The organism is Escherichia sp. E10V10, assembly GCF_004211985.1.
GTDB lineage: Bacteria > Pseudomonadota > Gammaproteobacteria > Enterobacterales > Enterobacteriaceae > Escherichia.
Map to the genome: position 1 here is coordinate 154907 of NZ_RHJO01000015.1, position 23201 is coordinate 178107.

The following is a 23201-nucleotide window of genomic DNA, read 5'->3' on the forward strand; positions in this document are numbered from 1 at the left end:
CTGATGTCGGGCATTCGCTCGCTACCGATTATTAAGCTGCTGACCGGATTATTGCTGCTCACCTGGCCGTTTGTGATTTGGCTTGGTTTGGCACATAACGGCCTGCATTGGCTGTTGCCGCTGATGGCGCTGCTGCTTTTGTTGCGCCTGCGCCAGACCCGTGGCCAGGCGGGGCCGCTACAAGCCGTAACACAAATCGTCGCTGTCGTAGGCATCGCCTTGTGTGTCGCCAGCTTTGCGTTGAAAACGCACCAGCTACTGCTGTTTTACCCGGTAGTGGTTAATACGGTAATGCTGGCGGTTTTTGGCGGTTCGCTGTGGTCGGCAATGCCGATAGTTGAGCGGTTGGCGCGTTTGCAGGAGCCAGACCTTCCGGAAAATGGCGTGCGCTATACCCGCCACGTCACGCAAATCTGGTGCGGCTTTTTCATCATCAACGGCGGAATTGCTCTCTTTACCGCGCTGCATGGCGATATGTCGTTATGGACTGCCTGGAACGGCATGATTGCTTATTTGTTGATGGGGACGTTAATGGCAGGTGAATGGCTGGTGCGCCGTCAAGTGATGAAAAGAGATCGCTCATGAAGCAGACCTTACCGCTTGCACGCTGGCTGACTGCGCCACGCCCTGATGACACGCCCATTGCGTGGCTGGACGAAAGCACCTGGACGCTGGGCGATTTGCGTCACGATGTCGCGCAACTTATCTGCCGCTTGCAGCAACAGCCGGGTGAACGTTGGGCGCTGTGCTTTGAGAACAGCTATCTGTTTATCGTTGCCCTGCTCGCCACGCTACACGCCGGAAAAACGCCGCTGCTTCCGGGGCATAACCGTGTTATCCAGCTTAACGAGCAACGTGAACTGTTCGATGGTGTACTTAGTGACAGCGAACTTAACTGGCAAGGTTCATTGCTATTGGTAGCAAGTTCCCCACAAGTCGCGACACAATCATTCACCTTTGCCGCTATAGCGCCAGACGCTTATATCGAGCTGTTTACCTCCGGTTCCACGGGGCAGCCGAAGCGGGTGATTAAACCTGTTCATTTGCTGGACCGTGAAGCACAACTGCTGGCTGAACGATTAGGCGCACGTCTGGCGGGTTGTCGGGTGGTCGGTTCCGTATTGCCGCAGCATTTGTATGGCCTGACTTTTCGCGTTTTCCTGCCAATGGCGCTGGGATTACCGCTGCACGCCGCCATGCTCTGGTATGTCGAACAGTTTGCCGCGTTGAGTCATCAGCATCGCTATATCTTCATCAGCAGCCCGGCATTTTTGAAGCGTCTGGATGCTCAGCTATCCCCGCCGCCTGTTCAGGTGCTTCTCTCTGCTGGCGGTGAGCTACCGTGGCAGGACGTACAACACACCGCGAGCTGGCTGCGCGTCTGGCCTGATGAAATCTACGGCAGCACGGAAACCGGCGTCATCGCCTGGCGTTACCGCGAACAGGAGCAACGCCGCTGGCAGCCCTTTCCAGGTATGCAGTTCCAGGCCGAATGTGATGCTTTTCGCCTCTTTTCACCGCTGATGGCGGAAGATACCGGCTTGTTACTCGACGATATCTTGCAGTTTAGCGAAGATGGTCAGTTCCATCTGATGGGGCGTCGCGGACGCATCGTTAAGATTGAAGAAAAACGTATTTCTCTGCAGGAAGTGGAACAACGTCTGCTGGCGCTGGACGGTATTCGCGAGGTGGCGGCAGTTCCCGTTACGCGCGGCGGGCGTCAGTGCATTGGCGCTTTGCTGGTGCTGGATGACGAAGCTCATCTGCAATGGCAGAACGGCGGCGGGCATAGCCAGGAAATGACCTGGCGGCGATTACTGCGCCCGACGCTGGAGCCAGTTGCCATTCCGCGTTACTGGCGCGTTATTGATGAAATGCCAGTAAACAGTATGAACAAGCGTGTCTATGCGCAATTACAGGAGTTATTTCATGAAGCCCCATGAAATCGAGCGCCATCAGGCACAAGCGAATCACCTTGAGATTGTTTTGCATCTCAGGGCAGATCTGTTCTGGTTTCGCGGTCATTTTGCCGTGCAACCATTACTCCCAGGAGTTGCACAAATCGACTGGGCGATGAGCTACGCGCTCACTCTGCTCGCGCCCGGCTGGCGTTTTCACTCCATTCAGAACATAAAATTCCAGTCTCCGTTGCTGCCGGAAAACCGCGTCACGCTCACGCTTAACTGGCAGGAAGATCGCCAGATTCTGAGCTATAGCTATCAGCGTCACGACGGTGACGCCCGCCACACCGCCAGTAGCGGGAAGATCCGCCTATGTCGGTAAACTTTTCTCCCTGCGTGTTGATCCCCTGCTATAACCACGGCGCGATGATGCCGGGCGTGCTGGCGCGTCTTAAGCCATTTAATCTCCCCTGTATTGTGGTGGACGACGGCAGCGATGCCGCCACGCAACAGCAACTGGATAATCTGGTTAGCGAACAGCCTGGCGTGACCTTAATTCGCTTAGCAGAAAACGCAGGTAAAGGCGCGGCGGTGATGCGTGGCTTACAGGCGGCGGCAGACGCAGGGTTCAGCCATGCGGTACAGGTGGATGCTGACGGTCAGCACGCGATTGAAGATATCCCCAAACTGCTAACACTTGCCGAACAGCACCCTACGGCGCTGATCTCCGGCCAGCCAATTTACGATGAATCCATCCCCCGCTCACGGCTGTACGGGCGCTGGGTCACCCACGTCTGGGTATGGATCGAAACGCTCTCCCTGCAACTGAAAGACAGCATGTGCGGCTTTCGCGTTTATCCGGTTGCGCCAACGCTGCAACTGGCAAAACACGCCACCATCGGCAAGCGGATGGATTTCGACACCGAAGTGATGGTGCGCCTCTACTGGCAGGGAAATACCAGTTATTTCGTGCCGACCCGCGTCACCTATCCGCTGGACGGGCTTTCGCATTTTGATGCCCTGAAAGATAACGTCCGCATCTCGCTCATGCACACGCGTCTGTTTTTCGGCATGTTGCCGCGAATCCCTTCGCTGCTGATGCGCCGCTCTTCCAGACACTGGGCGCGGCAGAGTGAAGTGAAAGGATTATGGGGAATGCGCCTGATGCTGCTGGTCTGGCGTCTGCTGGGAAGAACAGCGTTTACCGCGCTGCTTTACCCGGTGGTGGGCGTCTACTGGCTCACTGCCAACCGGGCGCGCAAAGCATCACAAGACTGGCTCGCCCGTGTGCGCCAGCATCAACCACAGGCAGCAAAACTCAACAGCTATCAGCACTTTCTACGTTTCGGCAACGCCATGCTCGACAAAATCGCCAGCTGGCGCGGCGAGCTACAACTGGGGCGCGATGTGCTGTTTGCGCCAGGCGCAGAAGCGGCACTTAACGTCAGCGATCCGCGCGGCAAATTGCTGCTGGCCTCGCATCTTGGCGATGTGGAAGTGTGCCGGGCGCTGGCAAAAATTCAGGGCTACAAAACCATTAACGCGCTGGTGTTTAGCGAAAACGCCCAACGCTTTAAACAGATAATGCAGGAGATGGCCCCGCAGGCTGGCATCAACCTGCTCCCGGTGACGGATATTGGCCCGGAAACCGCCATTCTGCTGAAAGAGAAGCTGGATAACGGCGAATGGGTGGCGATTGTCGGTGACCGCATCGCCGTCAACCCGCAACGCGGCGGCGACTGGCGCGTCTGCTGGAGTCCGTTTATGGGTCAGCCTGCACCTTTCCCACAGGGGCCGTTTATTCTCGCGTCCATTTTGCGCTGCCCGGTGAATCTGATTTTCGCCCTGCGCCAGCACGGCAAGCTGCATATTCACTGCGAAACCTTTGCCGACCCGCTGCTGTTGCCGCGTGGCGAACGCCAACAGGCGCTGCAAAACGCTATCGACCACTACGCCGCGCGTCTGGAACATTACGCGCTCCAGTCGCCCCTCGACTGGTTTAATTTTTTCGATTTCTGGCAACTGCCGGAAATTCAGGACAAGGAGTAAAGGGTGCTTAACGATCCCCGATTTACCGCTGAAGTCGAGCTGACCATTCCCTTTCACGACGTCGATATGATGGGCGTGGCCTGGCACGGTAACTATTTTCGCTACTTTGAAGTGGCCCGCGAGGCGCTGCTCAACCAGTTCAATTACGGCTATCGGCAGATGAAAGAGTCAGGTTATTTGTGGCCAGTGGTCGATGCGCGGGTGAAATATCGCCACGCCCTCACCTTTGAGCAGCGCATCCGCGTGCGTGCGCATATCGAAGAGTTCGAAAACCGTCTGCGGATTAGCTATCAGATTTTCGATGCCGAAACGGGCAAACGCGCCACCACCGGATACACCATTCAGGTCGCGGTCGACGAGCAAAGCCGCGAACTGTGCTTTGTCAGCCCCGATATTCTGTTTGAACGCATGGGAGTCAAACCATGAAATTTTTACCGCTGCTGGCGCTGCTGATTAGCCCGTTTGTGAGCGCCCTGACCCTGGACGATCTTCAGCAACGCTTTACCGAACAACCGGTGATCCGCGCCCATTTCGATCAAACCCGGACGATTAAAGATCTGCCGCAGCCGCTGCGATCTCAGGGCCAGATGTTGATCGCCCGCGACCAGGGGCTATTGTGGGATCAAACCTCACCCTTCCCCATGCAGCTATTGCTGGACGATAAACGCATGGTGCAGGTGATCAACGGTCAGCCGCCGCAAATCATCACGGCAGAAAATAACCCGCAGATGTTCCAGTTTAACCACCTGCTGCGCGCGCTGTTCCAGGCCGATCGCAAAGTGCTGGAACAAAACTTCCGCGTCGAATTTGCCGACAAAGGCGAAGGCCGCTGGACGCTGCGCCTGACCCCAACCACCACGCCGCTGGATAAAATTTTCAACACCATCGATCTCGCCGGGCAAACCTATCTGGAGAGCATTCAGCTTAATGATAAACAGGGCGATCGCACCGATATCGCTCTTACCCAACATCAACTGACGCCAGCGCAACTGACCGATGACGAACGCCAACGTTTTGCCGCCCAGTAACCGCCCCGCGCTGTTATGGGGGCTAGTCTGCCTGGTCATGGCGGCGGCGTTACTGATCCTGCTGCCGCAATCACGACTGAACAGTAGCGTGCTGGCTATGTTACCCAAACAGGCGATGGGCGATATTCCTCCAGCGCTGAATGACGGCTTTATGCAGCGTCTGGACCGCCAACTGGTGTGGCTGGTCAGCCCCGGTAAAGAGGCTAATCCCAGAGTCGCTCAGGAATGGCTGACGCTGCTGCAAAAATCCGCTGCGCTCGGCGACGTTAAAGGGCCAATGGATGCCGCCAGCCAGCAAGCGTGGGGAGCGTTTTTCTGGCAGCACCGCAACGGCCTGATTGACCCCGACACTCGCGCCCGCCTGCAAAACGGCGGCGAAGCGCAGGCGCAGTGGATCCTCTCCCAGCTTTATTCCGCGTTCTCCGGGGTAAGCGGCAAAGAGTTGCAAAACGATCCGCTGATGTTAATGCGCGGCTCGCAGCTGGCGATGGCGAAAAACGGCCAGCGTTTGCGGCTGATGGACGGCTGGCTGGTGACGCAGGATCCCCAGGGCAACTACTGGTATCTGCTGCACGGCGAACTGGCGGGATCGTCGTTTGATATGCAGCAAACCCACCAGCTGATCACGACCCTGAATACGCTGGAAAAAGATCTAAAAACGCGTTACCCGCAGGCGCAGTTGCTCTCGCGCGGCACGGTGTTTTACAGCGATTACGCCAGCCAACAGGCGAAGCAGGACATCTCCACCCTGGGCGTGGCAACGCTGCTGGGGGTGATATTGCTGATTGTGGCGGTGTTCCGCTCTTTACGTCCGTTGCTGCTCTGCGTGATTTCCATCGGCATCGGCGCGCTGGCGGGAACGGTCGCCACATTGTTGATTTTCGGTGAATTACACCTGATGACGCTGGTGATGAGCATGAGCGTTATCGGCATTTCCGCTGACTACACGCTCTATTACCTTACCGAGCGGATGGTGCACGGCAACGATGTTTCGCCGTGGCAAAGCCTGGTGAAAGTGCGTAATGCCCTGCTGCTGGCGCTGCTCACCACCGTAGCAGCATATCTGATTATGATGCTCGCCCCTTTCCCTGGTATTCGCCAGATGGCGATTTTTGCCGCCGTCGGGTTGAGCGCCTCCTGTCTGACCGTCCTGTTCTGGCATCCGTGGCTGTGCCGTGGCCTGCCGGTGCGCCCGGTTCCGGCGATGGCGCTGATGCTGCGCTGGCTGGCGGCATGGCGGCGTAATAAAAAACTGTCGCTGGGCCTGCCCGTCGCGCTGGCGCTGTTTTCGCTGGCGGGGATGTCAATGCTGCGCGTCGATGACGATATCTCGCAGTTACAGGCGCTGCCGCAGCATATTCTGGCCCAGGAGAAAGCCATTACCGCCCTGACCGGACAAAGCGTCGATCAAAAATGGTTTGTGGTTTACGGCGACTCCCCACAGCAAACATTAAGACGGCTGGAGAAATTTACCACCTCGCTGGAGAAGGCGAAAAAAGACGGCCTTATCAGCAACTACCGCACCATTCCGCTGAACTCCCTGGCGCGGCAGGAGGAAGATTTACACCTGCTGAAAACGGCTGCCCCGACGGTAACAAAAGCACTACAAAATGCCGGGCTGACGGCAGTGAATCCGGATCTCAACGCCATGCCGGTGAACGTTGATGAATGGCTGGCAAGCCCCGCCAGTGAAGGCTGGCGTCTGCTGTGGCTGACGCTGGAAAACGGCGAAAGTGGTGTACTGGTGCCGGTTGAAGGGGTTAAAAGTAGCGAGTTGTTGCAGGAAATCGCCAGCTATTACCCTGGCGGCATTGCCTGGGTTGATCGCAAAAGTACCTTTGATGAATTGTTCGCACTTTACCGCTACGTCTTAACCGGCTTGTTGCTGGTGGCGCTGGCGGTGATTGCCTGCGGCGCGGTAGCTCGCCTCGGCTGGCGCAAAGGGCTTATCAGCCTGGTGCCTTCGGTGCTTTCGCTGAGCTGCGGTCTGGCGGTGCTGGCGATGAGCGGGCAGGCGGTGAATCTCTTTTCGCTGCTGGCGCTGGTGCTGGTGCTTGGCATCGGTATCAACTACACGCTGTTTTTCAGTAATCCGCGCGGTACACCGTTAACTTCCCTACTGGCGATCACGCTGGCAATGCTCACCACCTTGCTGACGCTGGGAATGTTGGTATTCAGCGCCACTCAGGCCATCAGCAGTTTTGGCATTGTGCTGGTGAGCGGTATTTTCACCGCCTTCCTGCTTTCGCCGCTGGCTATGCCCGATAAAAAGAGAACAAAAAAATGATCAAACCCACATTCTGGCGAGCGTTCGCTCTGACCGCTACGCTTATCCTCACTGGCTGTAGCCACTCGCAACCGGAACAGGAAGGCCGCCCGCAGGCATGGCTGCAACCTGGCACGCGCATCACGCTGCCTGCGCCGGGGATTTCACCCGCCGTCAATTCCCAGCAACTGTTGACCGGCAGCTTCAACGGCAAAACCCAGTCGCTGCTAGTGATGCTTAACGCCGACGACCAGAAAATCACCCTTGCCGGACTATCATCGGTCGGCATTCGCCTGTTTCTGGTAACCTACGATGCGCAAGGGCTACGCGCCGAGCAATCCATCGTCGTCCCACAGTTACCGCCCGCAAGTCAGGTACTGGCTGACGTAATGCTCAGCCACTGGCCGATTAGCGCCTGGCAACCGCAACTCCCCGCAGGCTGGACACTTCGCGACAACGGTGACAAACGCGAGCTACGTAACGCCAGCGGCAAACTGGTCACGGAAATCACCTATCTGAATCGCAAGGGCAAACGCGAGCCAATCAGCATTGAGCAGCATGTCTTTAAATACCACATCACCATTCAATACTTAGGTGACTGATATGATTTATGTTTCCGCCGTCGGCATGATCAACGCCCTGGGAAATAACCTTGACGAAATCGCAGCCAACCTGACTCGCGGTGTTGCTCCCGGAATGCGCCCGCGCGCAGGCTGGTTGCAGGGGCATCCGCAGGCGGTCCTGGCTGGCGTGGATGGCGAGCTTCCGCTTATCCCCGAAAAATTCGCTGCGCACCGCTCGCGCAACAATCAGATCCTGCTGGCGGCGCTGGCGCAGATCCAGCCGCAGGTTGATGACGCTATCGCGAAATATGGTCGCGAGCGCATCGCGATTGTACTTGGCACCAGCACCTCCGGCCTGCATGAGGGCGACACGCACGTTAACCTGCGCACCAACGGACAGCCGAGCACCACATGGCACTACGCGCAACAAGAACTCGGCGATCCGTCGCGCTTTCTCAGCCACTGGCTGGCGCTCGACGGCCCGGCCTATACCCTTTCAACCGCTTGCTCTTCCAGCGCCAGAGCGATGATCAGCGGGCGCAGGCTTATCGAGGCGGGGCTGGTCGATGCCGCCATTGTGGGTGGCGCAGACACCCTGAGCCGAATGCCGATTAACGGTTTTCACAGCCTCGAATCACTGTCGCCAACCTTATGTCAGCCGTTTGGTCGTGACCGCGCAGGTATCACCATTGGCGAAGGGGCGGGGCTAATGCTGCTGACCCGCGAACCGCAGCCCATCGCGTTGCTGGGCGTTGGTGAATCAAGCGACGCTTACCATATTTCGGCCCCGCATCCGCAGGGCGAAGGGGCGATCCGCGCTATTAATCAGGCGCTGACCGATGCGCAGCTTACGCCAGATGACGTCGGCTATATCAACCTGCACGGCACCGCCACACAACTCAACGATCAGATTGAATCAATGGTGGTTAACGCCCTGTTTGGCGAACGCGTACCGTGCAGCTCCACCAAACATTTGACCGGACACACGCTGGGCGCGGCGGGCATTACCGAGGCGGCAATCAGCATGTTGATCTTACAGCGTGATTTACCGCTGCCCGCTCAGGACTTCAGCCTGTCGCCACGCGATCCCACGCTGCCACCGTGCGGCATTATCGAAAAACCGCAGCCGCTGGCACGTCCGGTGATCCTGTCCAATTCCTTCGCCTTTGGCGGCAATAACGCCAGCATTCTGCTCGGGAGGGTTTCGTGAGCCACTATTTATCACCCGGCGCTTATCTGCCCCACGACGCGCCCATGTTGCTGCTGGAAGACGTAGTGAGCGTCAGCGATGACAGCGCGGTGTGCCGCGTGACGGTCTCGCCCAGTGGCGTACTAGCACCGTTTCTCGACCCGGACGGCAATCTCCCTGGCTGGTTTGCCCTTGAATTGATGGCGCAAACCGTCGGCGTCTGGTCTGGCTGGCATCGCCACCAGCAGGGCAAAAACAGTATTGAGTTAGGGATGGTACTGGGCGCACGTGAATTGCTTTGCGCCGCTGGCATTCTGCCCGCAGGCCAGACGCTGACCATTACCGTCAAACTGCTGATGCAAGACGATCGCTTCGGCAGTTTTGAGTGCAGCATCAACGACGGCGAGGCGACGGGCCGCATTAACACCTTCCAGCCGACCGCGGAAGAACTTACCACCCTGTTTCAACAAGGAGCGTCCTGATGAGTCGTTCAGTTCTGGTTACCGGTGCCAGCAAAGGCATTGGTCGAGCCATCGCCTGCCAACTGGCGGCAGACGGTTTTAACATTGGCGTTCACTATCACCGTGACGCCACAGGCGCTCAGGAAACGCTGAATGCCATTGTCGCCAACGGGGGTAACGGGCGTTTGCTCAGTTTCGACGTCGCAAACCGCGAACAGTGTCGGGAAGTGCTGGAGCACGAGATCGCGCAACACGGTGCCTGGTACGGCGTGGTTAGTAACGCCGGGATCGCCCGCGATGCCGCTTTTCCGGCTTTAAGCGATGACGACTGGGATGCGGTGATCCACACCAACCTCGACAGTTTCTACAACGTCATTCAGCCGTGCATTATGCCGATGATCGGCGCACGCCAGGGTGGGCGCATCATCACGCTATCCTCGGTTTCCGGCGTAATGGGCAATCGCGGCCAGGTGAATTACAGCGCTGCCAAAGCCGGAATTATCGGCGCAACAAAAGCACTGGCTATCGAACTCGCGAAACGCAAAATCACCGTCAACTGCATCGCGCCGGGGCTTATTGATACCGGGATGATCGAAATGGAAGAGAGCGCCCTGAAAGAGGCAATGTCGATGATCCCCATGAAACGTATGGGCCAGGCGGAAGAAGTTGCCGGGCTTGCCAGTTATTTAATGTCTGATATTGCGGGTTACGTCACCCGCCAGGTTATTTCCATCAACGGAGGGATGTTATGACACGTCGCGTAGTGATTACAGGAATGGGCGGCGTGACTGCCTTTGGTGAAAACTGGCAGGACGTTTCTGCACGCTTACTGGCGTATGAAAATGCGGTGCGCAAAATGCCGGAGTGGCAGGTCTACGATGGTCTGCACACCCTGCTTGGCGCGCCTGTTGATGATTTCACGCTACCGGAGCACTACACCCGCAAGCGTATCCGTGCGATGGGCCGCGTGTCGCAAATGTCGACCCGTGCCAGCGAGCTGGCGTTAGAGCAGGCAGGGTTGATTGGCGATCCGATATTAACCAGCGGCGAAACGGGCATTGCGTACGGTTCATCGACCGGCAGTACCGGCCCGGTAAGCGAGTTCGCCACCATGCTGACTGAAAAGCACACCAATAACATCACTGGCACCACCTATGTGCAGATGATGCCGCACACCACCGCCGTTAATACTGGCCTCTTTTTCGGCCTGCGCGGGCGGGTGATCCCAACCTCCAGCGCCTGTACCTCCGGCAGCCAGGCGATCGGTTATGCGTGGGAAGCCATTCGCCACGGTTATCAAACGGTGATGGTTGCTGGTGGTGCCGAAGAGTTATGTCCTTCAGAAGCAGCGGTATTTGATACGCTTTTCGCCACCAGCCAGCACAATGATGCGCCGAAAACCACACCTTCACCGTTCGATGAAAACCGCGACGGGCTGGTGATTGGTGAAGGCGCAGGTACGCTCATTCTCGAAGAACTGGAGCACGCCAAAGCGCGCGGCGCGACCATTTACGGTGAAATCGTCGGCTTTGCGACTAACTGCGACGCGGCACATATTACCCAGCCGCAGCGCGAAACCATGCAGTATTGTATGGAGCAATCGCTGAAAATCGCCGGGTTAAGCGCACAAGATATCGGCTATATTTCGGCGCATGGCACGGCGACCGATCGTGGTGATATGGCAGAAAGTCTGGCGACAGCAACCATTTACGGTGATAATGTGCCGCTCTCCTCGCTGAAAAGTTATTTTGGTCATACGCTTGGTGCCTGTGGCGCGCTCGAAGCCTGGATGAGTCTGCAAATGATGCGCGAAGGTTGGTTTGCGCCTACGCTAAACCTGAATAAACCAGACCCGAACTGTGGCGCGCTGGATTACATCATGCATGAAGCCCGCAAGGTTGATTGTGAGTTTTTGCAGAGTAACAACTTTGCCTTTGGCGGCATTAATACATCCATCATCATTAAACGTTGGCCCTGATATGTATCGGATAGTTCTGGGGAAAGTTTCGACCTTAAGCGCAGCTCCACTGCCACCGGGTTTACGCGAGCAAGCACCGCAAGGTCCACGACGCGAACGTTGGCTAGCGGGGCGTGCATTGCTTTCGCACACGCTTTCCCCGCTACCGGAGATCATCTATGGCGAACAAGGCAAACCTGCATTCGCGCCGGAAACGCCGCTATGGTTCAACTTAAGCCATAGCGGTGACGATATCGCCCTGCTGTTGAGTGATGAAGGCGAAGTCGGCTGCGATATCGAAGTGATTCGCCCGCGCGCCAACTGGCGCTGGCTGGCGAACGCGGTGTTCAGCCTCGGGGAACACGCTGAAATGGACGCCGTGCATCCTGATCAGCAACTGGAAATGTTCTGGCGCATCTGGACGCGCAAAGAAGCCATCGTTAAACAGCGTGGCGGCAGCGCCTGGCAAATCGTCAGCGTAGACAGCACCTATCAGTCCTCGCTGTCAGTCAGCCATTGCCAGCTCGACAATTTAAGCCTGGCAATCTGCACCCCTACCCCCTTTACGCTCACTGCCGACAGTGTGCAATGGATCGATTCAGTTAACTGATCCGCCCACCCGACTGTCCATCTCTTGATCCAGAACAGGTAATCAGTATGACGAATACTTAAAATCGTCATACTTATTTCCGCCATCTATTTTAATCCATTGGGGTTACCATGCTCTCCACACTCCGCCGCACTTTATTTGCGCTGCTGGCTTGTGCGTCTTTTATCGTCCATGCCGCCGCGCCAGATGAAATCACCACCGCCTGGCCGGTGAACGTCGGGCCACTAAACCCGCACCTTTACACGCCTAACCAGATGTTCGCCCAGAGCATGGTTTATGAACCGCTGGTAAAATATCAGGCTGATGGTTCGGTGATCCCGTGGCTGGCAAAAAGCTGGACTCATTCAGAAGATGGTAAAACCTGGACCTTCACCCTGCGTGATGACGTGAAATTCTCCAACGGTGAACCGTTCGATGCCGAGGCAGCGGCAGAAAACTTCCGCACAGTGCTCGATAACCGTCAACGTCACGCCTGGCTGGAGCTGGCAAACCAGATTGTTGATGTCAAAGCACTCAGTAAAAACGAGCTGCAAATCACCCTGAAAAGCGCCTACTATCCTTTCCTGCAAGAACTGGCCCTGCCCCGTCCTTTCCGTTTTATCGCCCCCTCGCAGTTTAAAAACCATGAAACCATGAACGGAATTAAAGCGCCGATTGGCACCGGACCGTGGATTTTGCAGGAATCGAAACTGAATCAGTACGATGTCTTCGTCCGTAACGAAAACTACTGGGGCGAAAAGCCAGCGATTAAAAAGATCACTTTTAACGTCATCCCGGACCCTACTACCCGCGCGGTAGCGTTTGAAACTGGCGATATCGACCTGCTGTACGGAAACGAAGGGTTATTACCGCTCGATACCTTCGCCCGCTTTAGCCAGAATCCGGCTTACCACACCCAACTGTCACAGCCGATCGAAACCGTGATGCTGGCGCTCAATACTGCCAAAGCCCCTACCAACGAGCTGGCAGTACGTGAAGCTCTTAATTACGCGGTAAACAAAAAATCGCTGATTGATAACGCGTTGTATGGCACCCAGCAGGTTGCCGACACCCTGTTTGCCCCTTCTGTGCCTTACGCTAATCTCGGCCTGAAACCACGCCAGTACGATCCGCAGAAAGCGAAAGAGTTGCTGGAAAAAGCCGGTTGGACGCTGCCTGCGGGCAAAGACATCCGCGAGAAAAATGGTCAGCCGCTGCGCATTGAACTTTCGTTCATCGGCACCGATGCGTTAAGTAAATCGATGGCGGAAATCATTCAGGCTGATATGCGCCAGATTGGCGCAGATGTCTCGCTGATTGGCGAAGAAGAGAGCAGTATCTATGCTCGTCAGCGCGACGGTCGTTTTGGCATGATTTTCCACCGCACCTGGGGCGCGCCATACGATCCACACGCCTTCCTGAGTTCAATGCGCGTACCGTCGCACGCTGACTTCCAGGCACAGCAAGGATTAGCCGACAAGCCGCTGATTGATAAAGAGATCGGCGAAGTGCTGGCGACCCATGACGAAACGCAACGTCAGGCGCTGTATCGCGACATTCTGACCCGTCTGCATGACGAGGCGGTTTATCTGCCTATCAGTTACATCTCAATGATGGTGGTATCAAAACCGGAGCTGGGTAACATCCCCTACGCGCCGATCGCCACCGAAATTCCGTTTGAACAGATTAAACCGGTGAAACCTTAATGTTGCGTTACGTATTACGCCGCTTTCTGCTGTTGATCCCGATGGTGCTTTCCGCCTCGGTGATCATTTTTCTGATGTTGCGCCTCGGCACCGGCGACCCGGCGCTTGATTATTTGCGTCTGTCTAATCTGCCGCCGACGCCAGATATGTTGGCCTCTACCCGCACCATGCTCGGGCTGGATCAGCCGCTGTACGTGCAGTACGGCACCTGGCTATGGAAGGCGCTGCATCTTGACTTTGGTATCTCGTTTGCCACGCAGCGCCCGGTACTGGACGATATGCTGAACTTCCTGCCCGCCACGCTGGAACTGGCGGGCGCGGCGCTGGTGTTAATTCTGCTCACTTCCGTACCGCTCGGTATCTGGGCGGCGCGTCATCGCGATCGTCTGCCGGATTTCGCCGTACGTTTCATCGCGTTTCTCGGTGTGTCGATGCCCAACTTCTGGCTGGCGTTTTTACTGGTGATGGCGTTTTCGGTGTATCTGCAATGGCTACCCGCGATGGGTTACGGCGGCTGGCAGCACATCATTTTGCCTGCGGTTTCCATTGCCTTTATGTCGCTGGCGATTAACGCGCGTTTGCTGCGCGCCAGTATGCTGGACGTCGCCGGTCAGCGTCACGTCACCTGGGCGCGGTTGCGCGGTTTGAACGACAAACAGACCGAACGCCGCCATATTCTGCGCAATGCCTCGCTGCCGATGATCACCGCCGTGGGGATGCACATCGGCGAACTGATTGGCGGGACGATGATTATCGAAAACATCTTTGCCTGGCCGGGCGTCGGGCGCTATGCGGTGTCGGCGATTTTTAACCGTGACTATCCGGTCATTCAGTGCTTTACGCTGATGATGGTGGTGGTTTTTGTGGTCTGCAATTTGATTGTCGATTTGCTCAACGCCGCGCTGGACCCGCGCATTCGTCGTCATGAAGGAGCGCACGCGTGAACTTTTTCCTCTCTTCCCGCTGGTCGGTACGCCTGGCGCTGATCATTATCGCCCTGCTGGCGCTGATTGCGCTCACCAGCCAGTGGTGGCTGCCGTATGACCCCCAGGCGATTGATTTGCCGTCGCGCCTGCTTTCGCCGGATGCGCAGCACTGGCTGGGCACCGATCACTTAGGGCGCGATATTTTCTCGCGGCTGATGGCAGCGACCCGCGTGTCGCTCGGTTCGGTAATGGCTTGCCTGCTGCTGGTGCTGACATTAGGGCTGGTTATTGGCGGCAGCGCCGGACTGATTGGCGGGCGCGTTGATCAGGCCACCATGCGCGTCGCCGATATGTTTATGACCTTCCCGACCTCGATTCTGTCGTTCTTTATGGTCGGCGTGCTCGGCACCGGGCTGACCAACGTAATTATCGCCATCGCCCTGTCGCACTGGGCGTGGTATGCACGCATGGTGCGAAGCCTGGTGATTTCACTGCGCCAGCGCGAGTTTGTGCTGGCATCACGTCTTTCCGGCGCGGGCCATGTGCGGGTGTTTGTTGATCATCTGGCAGGTGCGGTGATCCCCTCGCTGCTGGTGCTGGCAACGCTGGATATCGGCCATATGATGCTGCACGTCGCGGGGATGTCCTTCCTCGGCCTCGGCGTGACCGCGCCGACCGCCGAATGGGGCGTGATGATTAACGACGCGCGCCAGTATATCTGGACCCAGCCGCTGCAAATGTTCTGGCCGGGGCTTGCGCTGTTTATCAGCGTGATGGCCTTTAACCTGGTGGGTGACGCACTGCGCGATCATCTGGATCCTCATCTGGTGACGGAGCACGCACACTAATGCCGCAACAGATTGAACTCCGTAATATCACGCTACAGGCCGCGCAGCCGCTGGTGCACGGCGTATCGTTAACCCTGCAACGTGGGCGTGTGCTGGCGTTAGTCGGCGGTAGTGGCAGCGGGAAGTCGCTGACCTGCGCCGCGACGCTGGGCATTCTGCCTGCTGGCGTTCGCCAGACGGCGGGGGAAATTTTGGCCGATGGAAAACCGGTTTCTCCCTGCGCCCTGCGCGGCATCAAAATTGCCACCATCATGCAGAACCCGCGCAGTGCCTTTAATCCGCTTCACACCATGCAGACCCACGCGCGGGAAACCTGCCTGGCGCTGGGGAAACCCGCCGATGACGCTACGCTTACCGCTGCCATAGAAGCGGTGGGGCTGGAAAACGCCGCGCGCGTGCTGAAGCTCTACCCGTTCGAGATGAGCGGCGGCATGTTGCAGCGCATGATGATTGCGATGGCGGTGCTGTGCGAATCACCGTTTATCATCGCCGATGAACCAACCACCGACCTCGACGTAGTAGCACAAGCACGCATCCTCGATCTACTGGAAAGCATTATGCAAAAACAAGCACCGGGAATGCTGCTGGTTACCCATGATATGGGCGTGGTAGCGCGTCTGGCGGATGACGTGGCGGTAATGTCTCACGGTAAGATTGTTGAACAGGGCGATGTAGAAACGCTGTTTAACGCCCCCAAACATGCGGTGACGCGCAGCCTGGTTTCCGCGCATCTCGCCCTCTATGGTATGGAGCTGGCATCATGACTTTACTTAACGTCTGCGACCTTTCCCATCACTACGCACACGGTGGTTTCAGCGGTAAGCACCAGCATCAGGCGGTGCTTAATAACGTTTCCCTGACCCTGAAAAGCGGCGAAACCGTCGCCCTGCTGGGGCGCAGCGGCTGCGGAAAAAGCACTCTCGCGCGGCTACTGGTAGGCTTAGAGTCGCCCGCGCAGGGGAAAATTAAATGGCGCGGCGAACCGCTGGCGAAACTTAATCGCGCGCAACGTAAAGCGTTCCGCCGCGATATTCAAATGGTGTTTCAGGACTCCATCAGCGCCGTGAATCCGCGCAAAACCGTGCGCGAGATCCTGCGTGAACCGATGCGCCATCTGCTATCGCTGAAAAAATCCGAACAACTGGCGCGCGCCAGCGAAATGCTGAAGGCGGTAGATCTTGACGACAGCGTGCTCGACAAACGCCCACCGCAGTTAAGCGGCGGCCAACTCCAGCGCGTCTGCCTGGCACGCGCGCTGGCGGTCGAACCGAAACTGCTGATTCTGGATGAAGCGGTTTCTAACCTTGACCTCGTGTTACAGGCGGGCGTCATTCGCCTGCTGAAAAAGCTGCAACAACAGTTTGGCACCGCCTGCCTGTTCATCACCCACGACTTACGTCTTGTAGAACGCTTTTGCCAGCGAGTGATGGTGATGGACAACGGACAAATCGTCGAAACCCAGGTGGTGGGAGATAAATTAACCTTTTCCTCTGACGCCGGACGTGTGCTACAAAACGCGGTATTACCCGCATTCCCCGTGCGCCGTCGCGCCACAGAAAAGGTTTAACGCAAATGCAACGAGTCACCATCACGCTTGATGACGATTTACTGGAGACGCTGGACAGCCTGAGCCAGCGTCGTGGTTATAACAACCGTTCCGAAGCTATCCGCGATATTCTGCGTAGCGCCCTGGCGCAGGAAGCTACCCAGCAGCACGGCACACAAGGTTTCGCGGTGCTGTCGTATGTGTATGAACACGAAAAACGCGACTTAGCCAGCCGTATTGTCTCCACCCAACATCATCACCACGATCTCTCGGTTGCTACTCTGCATGTGCACATCAACCACGACGACTGTCTGGAAATCGCCGTGTTGAAAGGCGACATGGGCGACGTGCAGCATTTTGCCGATGACGTCATCGCCCAGCGCGGCGTGCGGCACGGGCATTTGCAGTGCCTGCCGAAGGAAGATTGAGTTATTTCTAAAACGAGGAAAGAAAAGATATTAACTGAACTTAATTTATAAAATTAAGTTCAGTTGCATAGATAGATCCTGTAAAGGCAGATATTCTGCGTAATGTACGCCGCTAAAATTTATAAATGATTCAAACGCTCATTCAGTGTTTCAATAATATAGGTATTAACAGAGACTTGTTGCTGCGCAGCGGCATTATTAAGGCGTTCGCTCAGCGATTCTGGATAGCGTAACGTAAAGGTCTTAATCTTTTCTGTACGCGCATACGGCTCAATACCCGCAGCTTTACAATCCTCAAGATACTCTCGCAGGGAAAGCTCCCCTTCTTTTTGCAGCCCCTGAATGCTGTCAGAGACAAAATCACAATAACCTGACAAGCCCAGGAATTTGCCACGAAATGCATTCAGTTCTGGCACGTAGGTAATAACAGCTGGTTGTCCGGCAATCTCCATAGAGTTTGGCGTCTTCAGTTTGATCATGGTTTTACCCCTATACTTAGTAACCAGTCACGCACGCTTTCTACAGCGCCTTTATCGGTATCTGGCGACGGATGAGGCCGATGGAAACACGCAACGCTCATATTTAGTATGAACTTACAACGCGAACCTCTTCCTTCCTTAATTTCTCCGCCTAATGCTTTAACCATTGACTCTATATCAGACCATTTGATTCCTTGAGGTACAGGTGATTTAAATAGCTGATCCAGCGTGTTTTTTGTTTCTTTCGTAAAGCCTGTACCTGTGTTTTCATGGCATTCCCTTATGACTTCACTTTATGACTTCACAGTATGAAGTCAAGTTTCCCTTCCTTACGCCATTGTCCCAATCGTCTTCCTGAATCGCAGCAGCGCGATGGTGAAAAACACGCCGCCAATTGCCATCAGCGTCAGGAACTGCGGCCAGACGATTTCGAATCCGGCACCACGGTAGAGAATGGCCTGCGCGAGGCTAACAAAGTGTGTCGTCGGCATGGTCAACATAATGTCCTGCACCATCTGCGGCATACTTTCGCGCGGCGTGGAGCCACCAGAAAGCATTTGCAGCGGCAGCAGCACCAGAATCACCAGCAGCCCCAGTTGCGGCATTGAACGCGCTATCGTCCCCATGAAAATGCCGATTGACGTGGTGGCAAACAGACTGAGCGCCACGCCCAGCATAAACAGCGGGATCGAGCCTTCAATCGGTACACCCAGTACGCCTTTCACCATCAGCACCAGCGATAATCCCGACACCACCAGCACCACCAGCCCCATCGACCAGACCTTTGCCATCATGATCTCAAACGGCGTTATCGGCATCACCAGTAAGTGTTCCACCGTGCCGTGTTCACGCTCGCGGATCAGCGCCGATCCGGTCAGCACAATCGCCAGCATGGTAATGTTGTTGATGATCGCCATCACCCCGCCAAACCACGCAGGATCGAGGTTCGGGTTAAAGCGCATCCGGGTTTCCAGCGATACCAACGGTTCGCTGTTATCACGGTAGCGCGCGACAAAGCTGTTCACTTCACCGTTGATAATATTCTGGATATACCCGTTGCCGGTAAATGCCTGGCTCATGCGCGTGGCATCAACGTTCACCTGAATATCCGGCTGGCGTCCGGCGAGGACATCACGCTGAAAATTAGGCGGAATATTTATCGCGAAGGTATAGCGTCCGGCGTCCAGCCCGGCATCCATCTCATCGGCGGTGATCATCTCCGGTGGCAAAAACCACGGGCGATAGAAGCTGTTAACGATCCGGTTCGACAACTGCGATTGATCCATATCGGCAATAGCGATCGGCGCGAGGTTCAATGATCCTGGCGTGACGGTCGCTGATGAATACACCGACACCGTAAACGAGAAAACAATCAGCGTCAGCATCGCTTTATCACCGAGCAGACTGCGCAACTCTTTGATACCCAGATTAAAAATATTGCGTAAATGGCGCATCATCCCTCCTGTTTTTTCAGCAGCAGGATGCTTAAGCCCATCACCAGCGGGATGGCTATCAGCAACGGGATAAAAAGTTGCCACAAATCAGTCAGATCCAGCGCTTTCGAGAACGTCCCGCGGGCGATAGTCAGAAAATGACTGGTCGGGTAAACCTCGCCGATCCAACGTCCTGGACCTTCCAGCGAAGCTACCGGATCGATCATCCCGGAAAACTGTGTCGCCGGGATCAACGTGATAATCGCCGTACCGAAAATGGCGGCAATCTGGCTTTTCATAAAGGTGGAGATCAGCAGCCCCATTCCGGTGGCGATGATGATATACAGCAGCGCCGCCAGGGTGAGCGTCAGGAAACTGCCTTTATGCGGTACGCCAAACACAAACACCGACAAGGCGCAGAGCAGGAAAAAGTTCAGCATCCCCAGCGCAATGTATGGCAGCTGTTTGCCAAGCAAAAATTCACTACGGGTGGTGGGGGTCACGTAAAGGTTGATAATCGACCCTAGCTCTTTTTCCCGCACCACGCTAAGGGCGCTTAGCATTGACGGGATCATCATCAGCAGAAGCGGGATCACCGCCGGAACAATCGCCGGCAGGCTTTTTACGTCCGGGTTATAGCGATAGCGCGTCTCAATATTCATCAGCCCGCTTTGGCTGGCGGGTGTGGACTGTCGGCTCGCCACATCCTGTAGCCAGCTCTGGTGCATGGCCTGCACGTAGCCTTTTACCGTTTCGGCGCGGCTCGGCATCGCACCGTCGATCCAGACACCGAGTTCCACGGGCGTACCACGCGCGATATCGCGCCCGAAATTGGGAGGGATCTCAATTGCCACCGTGATATCGCCCGCACGCATCCGACGATCAAGCTCGTCATAACTGGTGAGCGGTGGCTGTTCGATAAAGTAACGGGAACCGGAGAGATTGAGCGTCCACGCCTGGCTACTGACGGTCTGGTCGCGGTCGAGCACCGCAAAGCGCAGGTTTTCCACATCCATACTGATCCCGTAACCCATTATCAGCATCAGGATCACCGTTCCCATCAGCGCCAGCGTCGAACGGACCGGATCGCGGCGCAGTTCCAGTGCTTCACGGCGGCTGTAGCTAAACAGACGGCGCAGGCTAAATCCCTGACGCGGCGCGTGGGTGGTGTCGTGTATCTCGGGCGGCGCTTCGGCTTCGTTGCTCTGCCCTGCCGCTTCCTGCAAATAGGCGATAAATGCCTCTTCCAGACTGGCGGCTCCGCGTTTCTCAACCAGCTCCTGCGGTTTACCGCTGGCAAGCACTTTTCCGGCGTGCATCAGTGAGATGCGGTCGCAGCGTTCCGCTTCGTTCATAAAGTGGGTGGAGATGAAAATAGTCACTTTGTCCTGACGCGAGAGATCGACCATCAACTGCCAGAACATATCCCTCGCCACCGGATCGACGCCAGAAGTAGGCTCATCGAGGATTAACATTTCCGGGCGATGAATCACCGCCACCGCCAGCGAAAGCCGCTGGCGAATGCCGAGTGGCAATGACTCTGGCAGAACATCTTCAACGTCGTTGAGCTTAAAACGCTCGCTCATTTCAGCCACTCGCGCGGGAATTTCCGCTTCCGGGATGTGAAACAAACGGGCATGTAACTCCAGGTTTTGCCGCACGGTGAGCTCGTTATAGAGCGAAAACGCCTGCGACATATAGCCCACCCGACGGCGAGTATCGATATCTTTTGGATCAACCGGTTGCCCGAACAGCCACGCCTCACCTTCGCTGGCGGGCAGCAGTCCGGTAAGCATTTTCATGGTGGTGGATTTACCGCAGCCGTTCGAACCAAGGAAACCAAAAATCTCCCCGCGTGGAATGCGGAAATTGACGTGATCAACGGCAACGAAGGAACCAAAACGCATGGTCAGATCGCGCGCTTCGATGGCAATCTCTGCGTTTTCAGGTTGATACGGTGGGATCACTACCGCCTGATGCGCCTGGCGTTGCGCTTGCGGTAACAGATTTATAAATGCTTCTTCCAGCGTGGCGCTTTGCGTTTGCTGCCGCAGCTCTTCGGCGCTGCCAGTTGCCAGCACTTCTCCGGCATTCATCGCTACCAGCCAGTCGAAGCGTTCGGCCTCTTCCATGTAGGCGGTGGCGACCAGCACGCTCATGTTGCTTTGTCGCTGGCGAATACTGTCGATCAGATCCCAGAACTGGGCGCGGGAGAGCGGGTCAACCCCCGTTGTTGGCTCATCAAGAATCAACAATTCCGGATCGTGGATTAACGCACAGCACAGCCCAAGTTTTTGCTTCATCCCGCCGGAGAGTTTACCTGCCGGACGATCGCGAAACGGTGCTAACCCGGTGCTGGTCAACAGCTCATTAATTCGCACTTCTCGCTCCGCTTTGTCGTGACCGAACAGGCGAGCGAAAAAATCGACGTTTTCATACACCGACAAGGTGTGGTAGAGGTTTTTGCCCAGCCCTTGCGGCATCCAGGCGATGCGCGGGCAAACGTCGCGGCGATGCTTCGGGTCGCGCATATCGCCGCCCAGCACCATCACGTTGCCCTGCTCAATGACACGAGCACCGGAAATCAATGACAATAAACTCGACTTACCGACGCCGTCCGGGCCAATCAGCCCGACCATGCAGCGGGCCGGAATATCGAGTGTGATATTGTTCAGCGCAACGGTTTTTCCATAATGCTGGCTCACGCCCGCCAGTTGCGCGACAGGCGGGACGGGAACCAGTTCCAGATGCGTCATTGCGGCAACCTCACCACCAGGTCGTCAGGCCACGGAAGTTCTTCATTCACCCGCACCCACGCTACGCCCGGTAAACCGGTTTTGACATATTCCAGATGCTGCTGGAGTAATTCCGGTGGGATACGCGCTTTGACACGGAACATCAGTTTCAGCCGCTCATCGCTGGTTTCGACAGTTTTTGGCGTGAACTGGGCAACACTGGCGACAAAACTGATGGTTGCAGGAATACGCAAATCTGGCGCGGCATCGAGGATCAGCCGGGCTTCACCACCCAGTTTCAGCGTGCCCGCTTGTTCGGTTGGCAGGAAGAAGGTCATATAGACGTCGCTGAGATCGACCATATTCAGCACCCGACCACCTGCCGCCAGCACTTCGCCTGGCTCAGCAACCCGATACTGCACGCGTCCGTCACGCGGGGCTTTCAGTTCGCTGTCATCGATATCTGCGGCAATGCGCCGCTCAGTGGCTTGTGCCGCTTCGACGCGCGTTTGCGCCTGAATGATATTGGTGCGTGCCGCCTCTATAGCGGCTTTAGAAGCCGAAACCTGGGCTTTTGCCGATTCCAGCGCAGCACGGGCGCTTTCGGCGGCGGCGCGGTCATCATCCAGTTGTTGCGCAGAAATAGCCCCACTATGGGCGAGCGAGCGGGAACGCGTATGACGTTTGGCTACGGAGTCCAGTTCAGCCTGGCGTTGATTAACCAGCGACTGTGCGGCACGAGTTTCACTTTGCCGCTGCTCCAGCAAAGCCTGCGCGGCAGCAACGGCACTTTGCGCCTCTTTGATTTGCGCGATGGCTTCCAGTCGCTGCTCCTGCAACACGCGAGTATCCATCTTCGCCAGCACTTCACCTTCGCGAACAAACTGGCCTTCTTTCACCAGAATGGTGTCAATACGCCCGGCAATTTTACTGGCGATATCCACTTCCGTCGCTTCAATACGACCATTACTGACGGCAAAGCCTTCCGGCACACCTGCCGGGCGCAACAACCACCACGCCACGGCGACTGCAACCGCCAGTAACCCTACAACCCACCACGCCAGATGGCGCTTAATATTATCCATAATCGACCCGCC

General features: G+C 56.4%; 23 protein-coding genes and 1 pseudogene. 19 read left to right on the top strand and 5 right to left on the bottom strand.

What is annotated here, in order from left to right:
* Window positions 1-3 precede the first annotated feature (3 nt).
* The 19 genes from D9736_RS16510 (at window position 4) to nikR (ending at window position 17457) form a co-directional block, all read left to right on the top strand.
* Window positions 4-585 (top strand): hypothetical protein, encoded by a 582-nt coding sequence (locus tag D9736_RS16510; RefSeq protein WP_130258735.1) that lies wholly within the window; start codon window positions 4-6, stop codon window positions 583-585.
* Complete coding sequence (locus tag D9736_RS16515) at window positions 582-1943, top strand: acyl-CoA synthetase (protein ID WP_130258736.1); 1362 nt, start codon at window positions 582-584, stop codon at window positions 1941-1943. Before D9736_RS16510 ends, D9736_RS16515 begins: the two co-directional genes overlap by 4 nt.
* A complete protein-coding gene (locus D9736_RS16520; RefSeq protein ID WP_130258737.1) occupies window positions 1930-2283 on the top strand; it encodes a beta-hydroxyacyl-ACP dehydratase in 354 nt (117 codons plus the stop codon). Before D9736_RS16515 ends, D9736_RS16520 begins: the two co-directional genes overlap by 14 nt.
* Window positions 2274-3950: a glycosyltransferase gene (locus tag D9736_RS16525; RefSeq protein ID WP_130258738.1), complete on the top strand. Its 1677-nt coding sequence runs from the start codon at window positions 2274-2276 to the stop codon at window positions 3948-3950. Before D9736_RS16520 ends, D9736_RS16525 begins: the two co-directional genes overlap by 10 nt.
* A 3-nt stretch (window positions 3951-3953) precedes the next feature.
* Window positions 3954-4376 (top strand): thioesterase family protein, encoded by a 423-nt coding sequence (locus D9736_RS16530; protein WP_130217778.1) that lies wholly within the window; start codon window positions 3954-3956, stop codon window positions 4374-4376.
* The gene (locus D9736_RS16535; RefSeq protein ID WP_000670564.1) at window positions 4373-4978 is read left to right on the top strand and encodes an outer membrane lipoprotein carrier protein LolA; all 606 of its coding nucleotides are present in this window, start codon (window positions 4373-4375) and stop codon (window positions 4976-4978) included. Before D9736_RS16530 ends, D9736_RS16535 begins: the two co-directional genes overlap by 4 nt.
* Window positions 4947-7265 (top strand): MMPL family transporter, encoded by a 2319-nt coding sequence (locus tag D9736_RS16540; RefSeq protein WP_130258739.1) that lies wholly within the window; start codon window positions 4947-4949, stop codon window positions 7263-7265. Before D9736_RS16535 ends, D9736_RS16540 begins: the two co-directional genes overlap by 32 nt.
* On the top strand, window positions 7262-7846 hold the full coding sequence (locus D9736_RS16545; protein ID WP_130258740.1) for a DUF3261 domain-containing protein: 585 nt from the start codon (window positions 7262-7264) through the stop codon (window positions 7844-7846). Before D9736_RS16540 ends, D9736_RS16545 begins: the two co-directional genes overlap by 4 nt.
* A 1-nt stretch (window position 7847) precedes the next feature.
* Window positions 7848-9017 carry a beta-ketoacyl-[acyl-carrier-protein] synthase family protein gene (locus tag D9736_RS16550; RefSeq protein ID WP_130258741.1) on the top strand — a complete coding sequence of 390 codons (1170 nt, stop codon included), beginning with the start codon at window positions 7848-7850 and terminating at the stop codon, window positions 9015-9017.
* Complete coding sequence (locus tag D9736_RS16555) at window positions 9014-9478, top strand: 3-hydroxy-fatty acyl-ACP dehydratase (RefSeq protein ID WP_000020243.1); 465 nt, start codon at window positions 9014-9016, stop codon at window positions 9476-9478. Before D9736_RS16550 ends, D9736_RS16555 begins: the two co-directional genes overlap by 4 nt.
* On the top strand, window positions 9478-10209 hold the full coding sequence (locus tag D9736_RS16560; protein WP_000091664.1) for a 3-ketoacyl-ACP reductase FabG2: 732 nt from the start codon (window positions 9478-9480) through the stop codon (window positions 10207-10209). The genes D9736_RS16555 and D9736_RS16560 overlap by 1 nt, the downstream gene beginning before the upstream one ends.
* Window positions 10206-11435: a beta-ketoacyl-ACP synthase gene (locus tag D9736_RS16565; protein WP_000198472.1), complete on the top strand. Its 1230-nt coding sequence runs from the start codon at window positions 10206-10208 to the stop codon at window positions 11433-11435. Before D9736_RS16560 ends, D9736_RS16565 begins: the two co-directional genes overlap by 4 nt.
* A gap of 1 nt (window position 11436) precedes the next feature.
* Complete coding sequence (acpT, locus tag D9736_RS16570) at window positions 11437-12024, top strand: 4'-phosphopantetheinyl transferase AcpT (protein ID WP_130217788.1); 588 nt, start codon at window positions 11437-11439, stop codon at window positions 12022-12024.
* A gap of 110 nt (window positions 12025-12134) precedes the next feature.
* The gene (gene nikA, locus D9736_RS16575) at window positions 12135-13709 is read left to right on the top strand and encodes a nickel ABC transporter substrate-binding protein (protein ID WP_130258742.1); all 1575 of its coding nucleotides are present in this window, start codon (window positions 12135-12137) and stop codon (window positions 13707-13709) included.
* Window positions 13709-14653, top strand: coding sequence for a nickel ABC transporter permease subunit NikB (gene nikB, locus D9736_RS16580; RefSeq protein ID WP_130258743.1), 945 nt, complete (start codon window positions 13709-13711; stop codon window positions 14651-14653). The genes nikA and nikB overlap by 1 nt, the downstream gene beginning before the upstream one ends.
* Window positions 14650-15483: a nickel ABC transporter permease subunit NikC gene (nikC, locus tag D9736_RS16585; RefSeq protein ID WP_001008963.1), complete on the top strand. Its 834-nt coding sequence runs from the start codon at window positions 14650-14652 to the stop codon at window positions 15481-15483. The genes nikB and nikC overlap by 4 nt, the downstream gene beginning before the upstream one ends.
* A complete protein-coding gene (nikD, locus tag D9736_RS16590) occupies window positions 15483-16247 on the top strand; it encodes a nickel import ATP-binding protein NikD (protein WP_130258744.1) in 765 nt (254 codons plus the stop codon). The genes nikC and nikD overlap by 1 nt, the downstream gene beginning before the upstream one ends.
* Window positions 16244-17050, top strand: a complete 807-nt coding sequence (gene nikE / locus D9736_RS16595; protein WP_130221330.1) for a nickel import ATP-binding protein NikE — start codon at window positions 16244-16246, stop codon at window positions 17048-17050. The genes nikD and nikE overlap by 4 nt, the downstream gene beginning before the upstream one ends.
* Before the next feature lie 5 nt (window positions 17051-17055).
* A complete protein-coding gene (gene nikR / locus D9736_RS16600) occupies window positions 17056-17457 on the top strand; it encodes a nickel-responsive transcriptional regulator NikR (protein ID WP_001190062.1) in 402 nt (133 codons plus the stop codon).
* Between the two features lie 119 nt (window positions 17458-17576).
* On the opposite strand, the gene D9736_RS16605 is transcribed toward nikR, so the two are convergent.
* The 5 genes and pseudogenes from D9736_RS16605 to D9736_RS16625 form a co-directional block, all read right to left on the bottom strand.
* Window positions 17577-17936, bottom strand: coding sequence for a type II toxin-antitoxin system HicB family antitoxin (locus D9736_RS16605; protein ID WP_000593555.1), 360 nt, complete (start codon window positions 17934-17936; stop codon window positions 17577-17579).
* A pseudogene (locus D9736_RS16610) lies at window positions 17933-18207 on the bottom strand (type II toxin-antitoxin system HicA family toxin). The gene D9736_RS16605 and the pseudogene D9736_RS16610 overlap by 4 nt, the downstream one beginning before the upstream one ends.
* Before the next feature lie 58 nt (window positions 18208-18265).
* Window positions 18266-19390 carry an ABC transporter permease gene (locus D9736_RS16615; protein ID WP_016262635.1) on the bottom strand — a complete coding sequence of 375 codons (1125 nt, stop codon included), beginning with the start codon at window positions 19388-19390 and terminating at the stop codon, window positions 18266-18268.
* On the bottom strand, window positions 19390-22125 hold the full coding sequence (gene rbbA / locus D9736_RS16620; RefSeq protein ID WP_130258745.1) for a ribosome-associated ATPase/putative transporter RbbA: 2736 nt from the start codon (window positions 22123-22125) through the stop codon (window positions 19390-19392). Before rbbA ends, D9736_RS16615 begins: the two co-directional genes overlap by 1 nt.
* The gene (locus D9736_RS16625) at window positions 22122-23189 is read right to left on the bottom strand and encodes an HlyD family secretion protein (RefSeq protein ID WP_130258746.1); all 1068 of its coding nucleotides are present in this window, start codon (window positions 23187-23189) and stop codon (window positions 22122-22124) included. The genes rbbA and D9736_RS16625 overlap by 4 nt, the downstream gene beginning before the upstream one ends.
* Between the last annotated feature and the right edge of the window lie 12 nt (window positions 23190-23201).